Annotated in this window: 11 protein-coding genes; 8 read left to right on the top strand and 3 right to left on the bottom strand. The window is 69.0% G+C overall.

What is annotated here, in order from left to right:
- Window positions 1-187: 187 nt before the first annotated feature.
- From B1H50_RS08570 to B1H50_RS08555, 4 genes are read left to right on the top strand one after another with little or no spacing between them, the layout of a single operon-like run.
- Entirely contained in the window at window positions 188-1573 is a 1386-nt protein-coding gene (locus B1H50_RS08570) for an ABC transporter substrate-binding protein (protein ID WP_080463358.1), read from the top strand.
- A 25-nt stretch (window positions 1574-1598) separates the two neighbouring features.
- Complete coding sequence (locus B1H50_RS08565; protein WP_229657980.1) at window positions 1599-2444, top strand: carbohydrate ABC transporter permease; 846 nt, start codon at window positions 1599-1601, stop codon at window positions 2442-2444.
- 12 nt (window positions 2445-2456) lie between these two features.
- On the top strand, window positions 2457-3266 hold the full coding sequence (locus B1H50_RS08560; RefSeq protein WP_080463356.1) for a carbohydrate ABC transporter permease: 810 nt from the start codon (window positions 2457-2459) through the stop codon (window positions 3264-3266).
- A gap of 14 nt (window positions 3267-3280) precedes the next feature.
- Window positions 3281-4492 (top strand): glycoside hydrolase family 32 protein, encoded by a 1212-nt coding sequence (locus B1H50_RS08555; RefSeq protein WP_080463355.1) that lies wholly within the window; start codon window positions 3281-3283, stop codon window positions 4490-4492.
- Between the two features lie 37 nt (window positions 4493-4529).
- On the opposite strand, the gene B1H50_RS08550 is transcribed toward B1H50_RS08555, so the two are convergent.
- The gene (locus tag B1H50_RS08550; protein ID WP_095532527.1) at window positions 4530-5588 is read right to left on the bottom strand and encodes a LacI family DNA-binding transcriptional regulator; all 1059 of its coding nucleotides are present in this window, start codon (window positions 5586-5588) and stop codon (window positions 4530-4532) included.
- Window positions 5589-5803: 215 nt separating this feature from the next.
- Here B1H50_RS08550 and B1H50_RS08545 point away from each other — a divergent pair, with 215 nt between their 5' ends.
- Window positions 5804-7090, top strand: a complete 1287-nt coding sequence (locus B1H50_RS08545; protein WP_080463353.1) for a threonine/serine exporter family protein — start codon at window positions 5804-5806, stop codon at window positions 7088-7090.
- Between the two features lie 91 nt (window positions 7091-7181).
- On the opposite strand, the gene B1H50_RS08540 is transcribed toward B1H50_RS08545, so the two are convergent.
- Window positions 7182-8795 carry an aspartate:alanine exchanger family transporter gene (locus B1H50_RS08540; RefSeq protein ID WP_095532529.1) on the bottom strand — a complete coding sequence of 538 codons (1614 nt, stop codon included), beginning with the start codon at window positions 8793-8795 and terminating at the stop codon, window positions 7182-7184.
- A 327-nt stretch (window positions 8796-9122) separates the two neighbouring features.
- On the opposite strand from B1H50_RS08540, the gene B1H50_RS08535 reads away from it, so the two are divergent.
- The 3 genes from B1H50_RS08535 to ilvC are packed head-to-tail and all read left to right on the top strand — an operon-like array spanning window position 9123 to window position 12493.
- Window positions 9123-10901 carry an acetolactate synthase large subunit gene (locus B1H50_RS08535; protein ID WP_080463366.1) on the top strand — a complete coding sequence of 593 codons (1779 nt, stop codon included), beginning with the start codon at window positions 9123-9125 and terminating at the stop codon, window positions 10899-10901.
- Between the two features lie 5 nt (window positions 10902-10906).
- Window positions 10907-11455, top strand: a complete 549-nt coding sequence (ilvN, locus tag B1H50_RS08530; protein ID WP_188640742.1) for an acetolactate synthase small subunit — start codon at window positions 10907-10909, stop codon at window positions 11453-11455.
- A gap of 6 nt (window positions 11456-11461) precedes the next feature.
- Window positions 11462-12493 (top strand): ketol-acid reductoisomerase, encoded by a 1032-nt coding sequence (gene ilvC / locus B1H50_RS08525; RefSeq protein ID WP_080463351.1) that lies wholly within the window; start codon window positions 11462-11464, stop codon window positions 12491-12493.
- An 87-nt stretch (window positions 12494-12580) separates the two neighbouring features.
- On the opposite strand, the gene B1H50_RS08520 is transcribed toward ilvC, so the two are convergent.
- Window positions 12581-13081, bottom strand: coding sequence for a DUF4282 domain-containing protein (locus tag B1H50_RS08520; RefSeq protein ID WP_080463350.1), 501 nt, complete (start codon window positions 13079-13081; stop codon window positions 12581-12583).
- Window positions 13082-13113 lie beyond the last annotated feature (32 nt).

The raw sequence follows: 13113 nt of genomic DNA, 5'->3' as shown, positions 1-13113 counted from the left end.
GCCCTCATCCACGCGGCTCACAGGACACACCACCACTGCCCGCGCAGGCCCGCACCGCACACGCGAGCCCAGATCGCCCCCCACACCCAGCCACCACACCACAGCAACCCACATGGACGGGCTTGACATCACCTGTGGCGGGGGTAACAATGATCCTACCTAAATCGAATTAGGCAGGAGGTCAATGATGACTCAGCTCTCCCGACGCGGACTGCTGACAGGCGCCGTGGGGGTGGGCTCAGCGGCCCTCCTCGGCAGTCAGTGGTCACGTCTGATCGGGGCGGACATCCCGGGCCGCTACGACAACTCGCTGTCGATCGCGATCCTGGGGACCAACCAGGATGCGGCCGCGCGCAAGTCGCTCGTCGACGCCTTCACCGCCCAACATCCCGATATCCCAGTCCGGCTCCAGGCGGTTCAGGGCGCCGACTGGGCGGACTTCTTCGCCAAGATCCTCACCATGGTGGCAGCCGGCACGCCGCCCGATGTGTGCGTCGTGGCGACCGAGGGCGCCCAGCTCTTCGCCGAGAGGCTCGCCGAGCCCCTCGACGCCTACATCACCCGCGACGCCGCCGAGGTCAAGAACTACTTCGACGACGTTCACCCGAGTCTCGTCGAGGCGTTCATGTACAAGGGCTCCCTCTACCAGATGCCCATCGACTTCAACGCCGCCAACATGTACCTCAACACCGCGGCGATGGAGCGCGCGGGGGTGGCTTACCCCGCCACCAACTGGACGCAAGATGACTTCCTGGCGATGGCGCGCCAGATGAGGAGCTCCGCAGACACCGGATTCATCCCGTTCTACTGGACCAACCGGCTATGGGGAGGAGTGGTGCCGTGGCTCTACGCCAACGACACCAGCTTCCTGACGGAGAAGAAGGCAGACGGCGGCCAGTGGCTCTGGCAACAGTTCTACCCGGGCCAGGAGGACACCTATTCCGGTGGCTATCTCTGGGAGGCCTCGAACGCCTCCGACCCCCGTGTGCTCGAGTCCTTCGAGTTCCTGCGCGAGGTCGTGGAGGAGGGCCTGGGCACCAGCCCTGCCCAGGGCGGCGGCAACGAGCTCGTCGGGCAGTTCTCGGGCGGCTCCATCGGAATGACACCGGCGGGCGGCTACTGGGTCCAGGGCCTGACGGAGGCCGGGCTCGCACCGGAGGACTACGACGTCGCCTATTTCCCTCGGGGGCGCTCGCAGCGCCACCAGTTCGGCGCCGCCGGCTACGCCATACTCAAGACCTCCAGGCGCAAGGACGAGGCCTGGGAATGGGTGAAATTCTGCACCTCCCCGGAGGGCATGAGCCTGGCCTTCACCAAGCCCGACACCACGCCCACCCGGCGGTCCATGTGCAACGAGGCCCTCTACGCGGGGAAGGGGCCCGCCCACTGGAAGGTCTTCTACGACACCCTTGATGAGCATCCCTGCGCTCCCATTCCCGCGCCACCGCAGCAGGCCGCTGTTGAGACAGCGCTCATCAAGAACGTCCTGGGCGCGGTGACCGGCTCGGCCGGCGCCCTCCCCGGTGCCCTGGAGCGACTCGACGCCGATCTCACCCGAGCCCTGGAGGCATGACATGCAACGGAAAGTCCTCATTTGGTTGTTCCTCGCACCCACGGTGGTCGGGCTGGGCGTCTTCAGCTTCCTGCCGATCCTCGCCTCGATCGGTCTCGCCTTCTTCTCGTGGGACATCATCACGCCCCCGAGGTTCGTCGGCCTGGACAACTTCACCAGCATCGCCGCCGACCCGACGATCCGAGTCTCCTTCCTCAACACCATCGGCTTCGTCCTCGTCGCCGTGACCCTGCAACTCGCGGTCGCCCTGGCGCTGGCGGTCCTTGTCAATACGAGGATGCCCAGCATGGCAAGGTCGTTCTTCCGCTCGGTGCTCTTCTTCCCCCTCATCCTGTCCGCGGCCTCGGTCTCCATCATCATGACCTACTTGTTCAATGAGAACTTCGGCCTGGTCAACCACCTGCTCTCCATGCTCGGTGTCGGCAACGTCCCCTGGCTGACCTCCACAGGAGGGGCGATGGCGGTGGTCGTCCTGGTCTACGTGTGGCAGAACTTCGGGTTCTCGTTCCTGTTGTTCCTCGGCGGGCTCTCCTCCATCCCCAAGGATGTCTACGAGGCCGCCCAAGTCGATGGCGCCACGGGCTGGAAGCAGTTCTGGAGGATCACCTTCCCACTGGTCAGCCCCACAACCCTGGTTGCTTCCGTCATGGCGATCATCTCCGCCCTGCAGATTTTCGACCAGCCCTACGTTCTCACGCGAGGAGGTCCGGGGGACTCCACCCGCACCGCGGTCATGGTGATCTACGAGTCGGCGTTCAAACAGCTCCAGTTCGGCAGGGCCTCCGCGATCGGGATGATCCTGACCATCGTCATCATGCTGGTGACGGCGCTGCAGTTCCGCCTGTCCCGACGTTTCGTGTTCTACGGCTGAGGAGTCTGACCCATGAAGAAACTCGCCATCTACGCAGTCCTCGGCCTTGCAAGCCTGGTCACTCTCGCCCCAGTGATCTGGACGATCCTGGCCTCGATGCGGCCACCCGCCGAGTCGCTATCCGCCGACGGCTCCATCATCCCCAGCGCCTTCGACCTATCCTCCTACTCGGCGGTGTTCAAGAAGGTCGACATGTGGCTGCTCATCCTCAACTCAGTGCTCGTCACCGGCGCGATCGCCATCGGGCAGATGCTCTCGGCCGCGATGGCCGGGTACGTCTTCGCCCGGTTCGAGTTCCGGGGCAAGAAGATGCTGTTCGCCTTCATTCTCGCTACGATGATGGTACCGATGCAGGTCACTATCGTCCCGGTGTTCATGCTCATCCGAGGCATGCACCTGGCCGACACCCTCGTCGCCCTCATCCTCCCGGCCATACCCACGGCCTTCGGGACCTTCCTCATGCGCCAGTACTTCCTCGGACTTCCCGCGGAGCTGGGGGAGGCTGCCGAGCTCGACGGCGCGGGGGCGTGGCGCACCTTCCGCTCCATCTACGCCCCCCTGGCGATGCCGGGAATGGCGATCGTGGGGATCCTGGCCTTCAACTTCCACTGGAATGAGTTCTTCCGCCCCCTGATCCTCGAGATCAGCGAGAAGAACTTCACCCTTCCCCTGGGACTGGTGTCCCTCCAGGGCAATATGGGCACGGGGTCCGTGGCCACGGTCCTGGCGGGCGTCGTGATCTCGATGATCCCCGCGTTCCTCGTCTTCGCCTTCGGTCAGCGCACGCTGCGCGAGGGGCTGACGGCGGGATCGCACCGATAAGGAGGACCGGAACAATGGGCGCGCCCACCACGAGCTACCACCTGCGCCCCGCGAGGGGATGGCTCAACGACCCCAACGGCATCACCTGCGTCGACGGCGTCTGGCACGTGTTCTACCAGCACAATCCACACGCCCCCGTCCACGGCCATATCTCCTGGGGCCACGCCACCAGCAGGGATCTTGCCCACTGGAAGGACGAGCCCATCGCCTTCTCGCCGACGCCCGGCGGGCCCGACTCCTTCGGCTGCTGGTCGGGGGTGTTCGTGCCCGGGCACGACCGGCCCGCCGTCGCGTACTCCGGAGTCGTGGACGCCTCGGCCGGCTCGACGATCTGCCTGCGCTGGGGCAGCCCCGACCTGCGCGATTGGGGGCCGCCGGTCGTCGTGGGGCGCACCCCGAGTTCCGACGGCATCGTCATCATGCGCGACCCGTATGTGCTCGAGCACCAGGGCCGCCGGCTGGCGGTGCTCGGGGCGGGCCTGGCCGATGGCAGCCCCGCCATCGCTCTGTTCGACCGCGAGTGCGAGACCGACTGGCGCTATATCGGGCTGCTCGTCGACGACGATCCCCTGATCAGGCGGATCGGGAGCGCCGACATCTGGGAGTGCCCCCAGCTGTTCCCGCTCGGCGGGCGGTGGGTCCTGATCGTCTCCCTCCACCACCAGGGACGGCTCTGCGAGGTCGTCGCCGCCATTGGCGACCTCGCAGAGCAGGACGGGCGGCTCCGCTTCATCACCGAGAGAGCTCACATCCTCGACGACGGCGCCGACCTCTACGCTCCGCAGGTCGCGCTCGCGGATGCCGATCCTCTTCTCCTCGGCTGGGTGCGCCAGCCGGACCAGGACCCAGCGGTGCGCGACCACTCGGGTTGCCTCAGTCTTCCCCGGCGCCTGTCGTTGGTCGGCGGTGAGGTGCGCTCCAGGATCGATCTGGGCGCGGCCACCGCCCTCATCGGTGATGCGGGCGCGCTACCGGCCGGGCGGACTGTGCTCGCCGATCGGCGCTGGGTGATCGACGTCCTCGGGGACGGCGCGCGGCTCAGCCACCCCGTCCGGGGGGAGGTCGACCTGTCCCCAGGGGACCAGATCTGGGTCGACGGCGCCGTGCTCGAGCTCTACCGCTATTCGGGGATCCCTGCGACATGGCGCCATGACGAGCCATGGGAACTGCGCTGCGCCACCGATAGGACGGCCAGGGCCGCGGCCATCATCCCGCGAGTCCCCTGAGGGCCGCGCGCAGGAGCCGCTGGCTCGACGGCGATCGTCACGGCCGGGGCGGCGCCGTCGAGCCGCGGACCACGACAGGGCACTCCAGGATGCGATGGGAGGGGTCGGGCGTCTCCCCCCGGACAGCCTCCAGGGCCATCGCGACCGCGGTGGAGCCCATGAGGGCGTGGGGGAGAGCGACAGTGGTCAGCGGCGGGACGAGACTCTCCGCCAGTGCCTCCTGATCGTCGAAGCCGATGATCGACAGATCGTCGGGAACCGAGATCCCGAGGCGCGCGGCCGCCAGCAGCGCCCCGGCCGCGACCCGGTCGCAGGCGGCGAAGAGCGCCGTCGGCCGCTCCGGCTCCGGCGGGCCGAGCGCCTCCATCGCGGCGGTGTAGCCATCGTCGATCATCCACCCCCGGCCAACGAGCCGGGCATCGATCCCCCTCCGCCCGGCGGCGGCCCGGAATGCCCGCCAGCGGATCGGGCCCGAGACGTTCCCGACGTCGACCGGTCGCGCGCCGGGGGAGTAGTGCCCTCCCAGCATCGCTACGCGCCGATGGCCCAGGCCCGCCAGATGCTCGAGGGCGGCGGCGGCCCCACCGGCGTCGTCGGGGCTCACCGAGGGCCTGCTGGGGCGATGCGTGACGCAGTTGGCGAGCACGAGAGGGACGCGGGATGCCGGGGGCTCGTCGAGCTCGGTGAATCCCATCGTCGCGTAGATGATGGCGTCGACCTGACGGCTCTCCAGGGCCTCGATCGCCTCCGCGGCCCGATCCATGCGGCCACCGAGGTCCATCATGAGCAGGGCGTCGCCGGCGGAGTTGGCCTCCTCAGTCGCCGCGGCGAGGAGCCTGCCCCCGAAGGGCGAGGATGCGAAGGCATCGGTGACCAGCCCGATCGAGTTGGTCGAGTTCCTCCGCAGGCTCTGCGCGACATGGTTGGGGCGGTAGCCGAGCTCCTGCGCCGCCCGCAGGATGCGCTCACGCGTCGCGGGCGAGATATTGCCCTCGTCGCGGCCATTGAGCACGAAGGACACGGCGGTCGTCGACACTCCCGCGGCGGTGGCCACATCCGCGGCGCGAACACGCGACTGCTGTTCGTTGCCTGTCATGCCGCATATGGCACCAGGGCCCCCTCGCGCTGTCAATCCGCCGGGTGCCCCGCGCCCCGGCGCCTCATGGGGAGACGTGCTCAGCGCCACGCGACGCATTGGTCCTTCGGGCCCTACCCGGGCCAGCGGTGTCAGGGCAGCATAACGGCGTGAATGAGACGCCTCCTCCCACCGATCCTCATGGCCCCCAATCCGGCCTCGACGCCGATAGGCTGATGCAGCAGTCCGAGGTGGTCCTCCACCTCGGCAAGCTCATGCTCGCCGCCGGTGCCGGCTCCTACCGGGTGAAGTCGGCGATGGCCAGGGCCGCCTCCGCCGTCGGCATCGACCGCCACCAGGCGACCGTCACCATGACGGAGCTCGTCACCTCCTCCTACGAGGGGGAGCGCTTCCGCACGGAGGCCGCCGAGGTGCGCCGCGTCGGCGTCAATGTCGATCGGCTCGAAGCGCTGCGCCGCATCGTCCACGATCTGCGTGCGCACGAGCGCGTCGAGATCCTGGAGGCCAAGCTCACCGAGGTCGAGTCGATGCGCGGGCTCTACGGCCCCATCACCAATGCCCTGGCCTCCGGCGTCGCCTGCGCAGGGTTCTGCTTCCTCAACAAGGGAGGATGGGCCGAGTGCCTCGCGGTGCTCGTCGCCGCGGCGCTCGGGCAGGCGGTGCGCCGGGCCATGCTCGTGCGCCATATGCAGCACTTCTACGCATGGCTCGTCAGCGGCGTCATCGCATCCACCCTCTACATGGCGGTCATCGCCGGGCTCAGCACCGCCGGGCTCATCTCGCCGGGGCACCAGGGCGGGATCATCTCCGCAATCCTCTTCCTCATCCCCGGCTTCCCCATGGTCACCGCCATGCTCGACCTGTTCCGCCAGGACTTCTCCTCCGCGGTGTCCCGCATGTCCTACGTCATCATGGTCATGATGGCGGCCGGCGTCGCCGTCTGGACCGTCACCTCCATCGCCGACTGGGACGTCACCGGCACAGCGGCCCCCACCCCCGAAGGACCGCTCCTCTACGGCCTCCGGCTCCTGTGCTCCTTTGTCGCCGCCTACGGCTTCGCCGTCCTGTTCAACGCGCGGGCGCGCGCCTGCCTCATCTCCGCGATCATCGGAGCCGTGGCGAACACGGGCAGGCTCGTCCTCATCGACGTTCACCACGTTCCGTGGCAGATGGCCGTGGGGCTGGCCGCCGTCGTCATCGGCCTGCTCGCCCAGGCCTTCGTCTCGCGGGCCTCCCTGTCCCGCGTGGCGCTGTCCGTGCCGGCGGTCGTCATCATGATCCCCGGTGTCCCCTTCTACCGCGCGATCTCCGCGCTCAACGACCACACGGTCGACACGCGGGTGGCCGTCGGCCAGGCGGCCGCCAGCATCGCGGAGGTCCTCTTCGTCATCACCGCCATCGGCGTGGGCCTCGCGCTGGCCCGCATCATGACGGACCGCAACTGGCGCCACGACATGCCCACCTCCGGCATGATCGAGTTGCCGGAGCCCGAGGGCGACTGAGAGCGGCCCGCGCCAGTAAGAAGCACCGGCGAGGAGGGCCCGGGCTCACCATGAGTGAGCCCGGGCCCTCCTCGCGCCCGCGGGCCGCGCCTCACAGGCCGCCGAGGATCTGAGCGATGAGGATCTTCACGATCATGGCCACGGGGTAGACCATCGCGTAGCCCAGTGCCACCCGGGGGTCGGCCCCGGTGCGCTCGTTGGCGAAGGCCAGCACCGCCGGCTGGGTCTGCGCCCCTCCGATGAGCCCGGACAGGCGCGTCCCGCCCATCTTCACGATCCAGCGCATCGAGGCGTACAGGCCCATGCCGACGATCGTCGTGATGACGAAGCCGGTGAGCAGGATCTTCCACCAGTCGCCGCCGGTGAAGGCGTCGGCAATCTGGCCGCCCGCTTTCGTTCCCGCCTGGGCGAGGAAGACCAAGAGCCCGAACTCGGCGAGCACGGCCGTGGCGGTGAAGGGGATCGCGGTCACGAAGCCCTTGATGCGCCCGATCCGGCCGAACACGAGTCCGACGAGGAGCGTGCCGGCCGCCGAGCCGATGGAGAACGTGGCGCCGGAGGGGGTGAGGATCTTCCACTCGCCGATGACGATGCCCAGGGCCATTCCCAGGCCGAGCGCGATGGGGTTGAGCGAGGACAGGCCCCGCGCCGAGTCCCCGAAGAACTTCGATACCTCGGCCATCCGCCCGGTCGGGGCGACGACGCGCACGCGGTCCCCCTGCTGGAGGACCAGGTCCGGGGTGCCGACCATGTCGACGTCGCCGCGCCGCACGCGCGAGATCGTCGCGCCGAAGCGGTGGTCGATATCGAGGTCGGCCAGGGTGCGGCCGGCGAGCTTCGGGTCCGAGACGGTGATGCGCCGGAAATCGAGGTACTTGCGATCCTCGATGAGGGAGTGCGACGAGCCGTGCCCCAACTCCTTGATGACCTGGTTGACGGCGTCCTGGGTGCCGACGACGGTCACCAGGTCGTCCTCGAACACGCGGTCCTCGCCCGAGGGGCGAGTGATCGGCCCGGTCTCGCCGCGCCGCAGGCGCGAGAACTTGAGCTCCCCGGAGATCCTGGCCGCGATATCGGCGATCATCGGGCCGTCGGAGCGCTCCACGCGGATCGTGCGGTTGGCCAGGGGCGAGGGCTTGTCACGGTCCGAGCTGCGGTAGCGCAGGGCCAGGAGGCTGAAGAACAGCATCCCGATGACGCCGTACAGGTAGGCGACGGCGTAGCCGACCGTGGCGATGGCCGCGCCGTCGGGATTGCCCGAGAGAGTGGCGGCGTTGCCCGCGGCGGCCAGCGCCGGCGTGTTGGTGAGCGCCCCGGCGAAGGTGCCGGCGATCTGGGCCGAATCCATGCCCAGGATGTGGCCCAGGCCCAGGCCGGCGCCCGCAGCCACGAGGAAGAAGAACAGCATGAGCGCCAGGGGCCCCGCCGCGGTGCGCAGCACGTGGAAGAAGTTGGGGCCCGATTGGATGCCGATGGCGAAGGTGAAGATCGCCAGGCCGAGCGTCCCCAGCGGGGCCGGGATCGTGATCTCGACCTGCTGGGAGATCCCCCAGGCCGCCAGGGCGATGCCCGCGAAGAGGACGGCGGCCGCGCCCAGGCTGACCCCCCGCACCTTGATATGGCCGACGAGCATGCCCAGCCCGATGAGCAGGAACAGCACGAGAACCGGGTTGTCGTGCAGATGGGTGAGTAGTCCGTGGGTCACGATGGTCGTAGCCTTCCGGTCCTGCCCGGCCTCGGCGCGCAGGGTCGTCATTGAGAAGCGGTCATGTCCGGGGCGATGTCCCCTTGCCCGCCGGTGGCGCCCGGCGGATGCCCTGACATTCTTTCATCAACGGGCCCATGTCTGATGACGGACCAAAGGCGCAGTGAGCCCGGGAAGGGGAGTGAGACAGGACGCATGGCCATCTCCCGCAATCCGTGATTCCATGATATGGGACGATCGGTCTCTGATATGACTCGCTTCGTGGACTGCCCTACGGTGGTCCCAGCCGGCGCCGTGCCGGGCGGACCGACCGATAGGAGGGTGATGATGGCGCGCCAGGACACTCCGACTGCCGCTGTCCCCGAGGTGATGACGGGCGCCGAGGCCCTTGTCCGCTCTCTGGAGGAGCTCGGCGTCACCGACATCTTCGGCATGCCGGGCGGCGCGATCCTCCCCTTCTACGACCCGCTGCTCGCCAGCCCCACGATCCGCCACATCCTCGTGCGCCATGAGCAGGGTGCCGGGCACGCCGCGGAGGGCTATGCGCTGGCCACCGGCAAGCCGGGCGTGTGCGTGGCGACCTCCGGCCCCGGGGCGACCAACCTCATCACCGCCATCGGCGATGCGCATATGGACTCCGTGCCCATGGTCGCCATCACGGGACAGGTGGTCGCGGGCTCCATCGGGACCGACGCCTTCCAGGAGGCCGATGTGATCGGCTCGACGATGCCCTTCGTCAAGCACTCCTTCCTGGTGTCCGACTCCGCGGAGATCCCCGAGCGCATCGCCGAGGCCTTCCACCTCGCCTCCACGGGCCGCCCGGGCCCCGTCGTCGTCGACGTCACCAAGGATGCCCAGATGGGAACCGCCGAGTTCCACTGGCCGCCCCAGTTGCGCCTGCCCGGGTACAGCCGGCCCGGGCGCCCCAACCAGCGGCGCATCGAGCAGGCCGCCGAGCTCCTCGCCCACGCCCAGCGCCCCGTCCTCTACCTCGGCGGGGGCCTGGCCCGGGCGGGCATCACCACCGCGGCGCTCACCGAGCTCATCGACACCCTCGGAGCGCCCTTCGTCACCACGCTCACCGCGCTGGACATCATGCCGACCGACCACCCCCTCCACCTGGGGATGCCGGGCATGCACGGCACCGTGCCCGCCGTCGGGGCGCTCCAGAGGGCGGATGCCGTCGTCAGCCTCGGCGCGCGCTTCGACGACCGCGTCACCGGCAAGCCCGACACCTTCGCCCGGCGCGCTGCCGTGATCCACGTCGACATCGATCCCGCTGAGATCTCCAAGATCCGCACTGCGGACGTGCCGATCGTCGGCGACCTCGTCGACGTCGTACCCGCGCTCACCGCGGCGATCGCCGCGCAGGGCGAGGAGCGCGTGAGCCTGGAGCCGTGGGTGGCCGAGGTCGGCGACGTCCGCCGCCGCTACCCCATCGCCTGGACCGACACCGACGACGGCGTCCTCCAGCCCCAGGAGGTCATCACCCACCTGGCCGCCGGCGCCCCCGAGGACACGATCTGGGCCACCGGCGTCGGGCAGCACCAGATGTGGGCCGCCCACTTCCTGAGCTTCAACCAGCCCCGCTCCTGGCTCACCTCGGCGGGGGCCGGCACCATGGGGTACGGCGTGCCCGCCGCCATGGGCGCCAAGGTCGGCCGACCCGACCGGCCCGTGTGGCTCATCGACGGCGACGGCTGCTTCCAGATGACCAACCAGGAGCTCGCCACCTGCACCCTCAACGCGATCCCGATCAAGGTCGCCATCATCAACAACTCCTCGCTCGGGATGGTGCGCCAGTGGCAGACCCTCTTCTACGGGCAGCGCTACTCCAACACGGACCTGCACACCGGCGCCGGAACCCGGCGCATCCCCGACTTCGTGGCCCTGGCGCAGGCCTACGGCGCCGTGGGCCTGCGCTGCGAGCGCCTGGAGGACCTCGACGAGGTCATCGAGAAGGCCAACGCCATCAACGACCGCCCCGTCGTCGTCGACTTCATCTGCTCGGCGGACGCCCAGGTCTGGCCGATGGTCGCCGCGGGCGTGTCCAATGACGAGATCCAGCACGCCCGGGGCATGAGCCCGGCGTGGGAGGAGGAGTGAGCCCTATGAGCGCAGCCAGTACTGCGGGCGCGCCGAGCGCCGCGAGCACGATGCACACGCTGTCCGTGCTGGTCGAGGACACCCCGGGCGTCCTGACCCGCGTGTCCGCACTGTTCACCCGTCGTGGCTTCAACATCCACTCCCTGGCCGTGGGCCCCACCGACACTGACGGCGTCTCGCGCATCACCGTGATCGCCAATGCCGAGGGCCGCGCCATGGAGCAGGTGACCAAGCAGCTCAACAAGCTCGTCAACGTCCTCAAGATCGTCGAGCTCGATCCCGCCACCTCGGTGGAGCGCGAGCTCTACCTCATCAAGGTGCACGCCGACGATGCCAACCGCACCGCCGTCCTGCAGATCGTCGACCTGTTCCGCGCGCATGTCGTCGATGTCTCCCCGAGCTCGGTGGTCATCGAGACCGTCGGCTCGGAGTCGAAGGTCCGGGCGCTGCTGACCTCCCTGGAGCCCTACGGGGTCAAGGAGATCGTGCAGTCCGGGACGGTCGCGATCACACGCGGTCCAAGATCCATCACCGATCAACTCAAGGAGAAGTGACCCACCATGGCAGCAGAGAAGTTCTACGACGACGACGCGGACCTGTCCGTCATCGCCTCCAAGAAGGTGGCCGTCATCGGCTACGGCTCCCAGGGCCACGCCCACGCGCTCAGTCTGCGCGACTCCGGGGTCGAGGTCGTCGTCGGCCTGCGCGAGGGCTCGAAGTCCGTCGCCAAGGCCGAGGAGGCGGGGCTCACCGTCAAGCCGATCGCCGAGGCCGTCGCCTGGGCGGACGTCGTCGTGGTCCTCGCCCCCGACCAGGTCCAGGCCACCCTGTACTCCCAGGAGATCGAGCCGAGCATCAAGCCCGGCTCCGCCCTCCTGTTCTCCCACGGCTTCAACATCCACTACGGCTACATCAAGCCCGGCGCGGATATCGACGTCATCATGGTCGCCCCCAAGGGCCCCGGCCACACGGTGCGCCGCGAGTTCGAGGCCGGCCGCGGCGTGCCCGTGCTCGTGTGCGTCGAGCAGGACGCCACCGGCACCGCCTGGCCGCTCGTGCTGTCCTACGCCAAGGCCATCGGCGGCACCCGCGCCGGCGCCATCAAGACCACCTTCCGCGAGGAGACCGAGACCGACCTCTTCGGCGAGCAGACCGTCCTGTGCGGAGGCGTCTCCAAGCTCATCGAGTACGGCTTCGAGACGCTCGTCGAGGCCGGCTATCAGCCCGAGATGGCCTACTTCGAGGTCTGCCACGAGATGAAGCTCATCGTGGACCTCATCAACGAGGGCGGCATCTCCAAGCAGCGCTGGTCCTGCTCCGATACCGCCGAGTACGGCGACTACGTCTCCGGCCCGCGCGTCATCACCCCGGACGTCAAGGAGCACATGAAGGAGGTCCTGGGTGATATCCAGAACGGTTCCTTCGCCAAGCGCTTCATGGATGACCAGGCCGCCGGCGCCCCGGAGTTCAAGAGGCTGCGGGCCGAGGGCGAGGCCCACCCGATCGAGGCCACCGGCCGCGAGGTGCGCTCCATGTTCGCCTGGCGCGCCGAGGTCGACTCCGACTACACCGAGGGCTCCGTCGCCCGCTGACCGCGTGCTGAGCGCCCGTCGCAGCACGACGCGTCCCCGGGCGGCCCTTGGCCGCCCGGGGACGCGTCGTGGTGGGAGGGGCGGGCGTCAGCCCCGCCTGCCCTGAGCGACGAGTTCGGAGGTGTTCTGCGCGGCGCGAATGAGTGCGACGGAGGCCTCAAGGCCCAGACGGGCGAGGATGACGTAGAGGAACGCCGGGATCCAGCCGAGCAAGAGGACGACGACTCCGGTGGAGGCGTCGTCGGAGAACGCGCTGAAGACCATCACGAGCCAGACGACGACGCACGCCGCCATGACGGCGACGTAGATGACCTTGGCGAAGGTCAGGGTGATGTAGTTGGAGAACGATAGGTCGAACAGGGCCTTGAAGAATCCGGTGGACTGGCTCTGATCCCGGGCGTATCCGGGTGCCTGCTGCGCGTAGGCCGGGGGCGCGTAGCCCGGAGCGGCGGGGACGGGCGGGACCTGCTGGGCGTACGGCTGGCCGTAGGGCTGGGCGGCAGCGCCTGCGGCGGGGGCGGACGGGTACGCGTCGTAGGCGCTAGGCGCGCTGGGGTTGCTCGGCTCGGGAACGGGAGGGTTCTGCATCGGTAGCTCCTGGTAGGGGAGGCGGCTGTCTT

This window comes from Actinomyces gaoshouyii, from assembly GCF_002072175.1.
Classification (GTDB): Bacteria; Actinomycetota; Actinomycetes; order Actinomycetales; family Actinomycetaceae; genus Actinomyces; species Actinomyces gaoshouyii.
The sequence above is the reverse complement of the archived record's forward strand: the minus strand, read 5'-3'. Positions and strand labels throughout refer to the sequence as shown.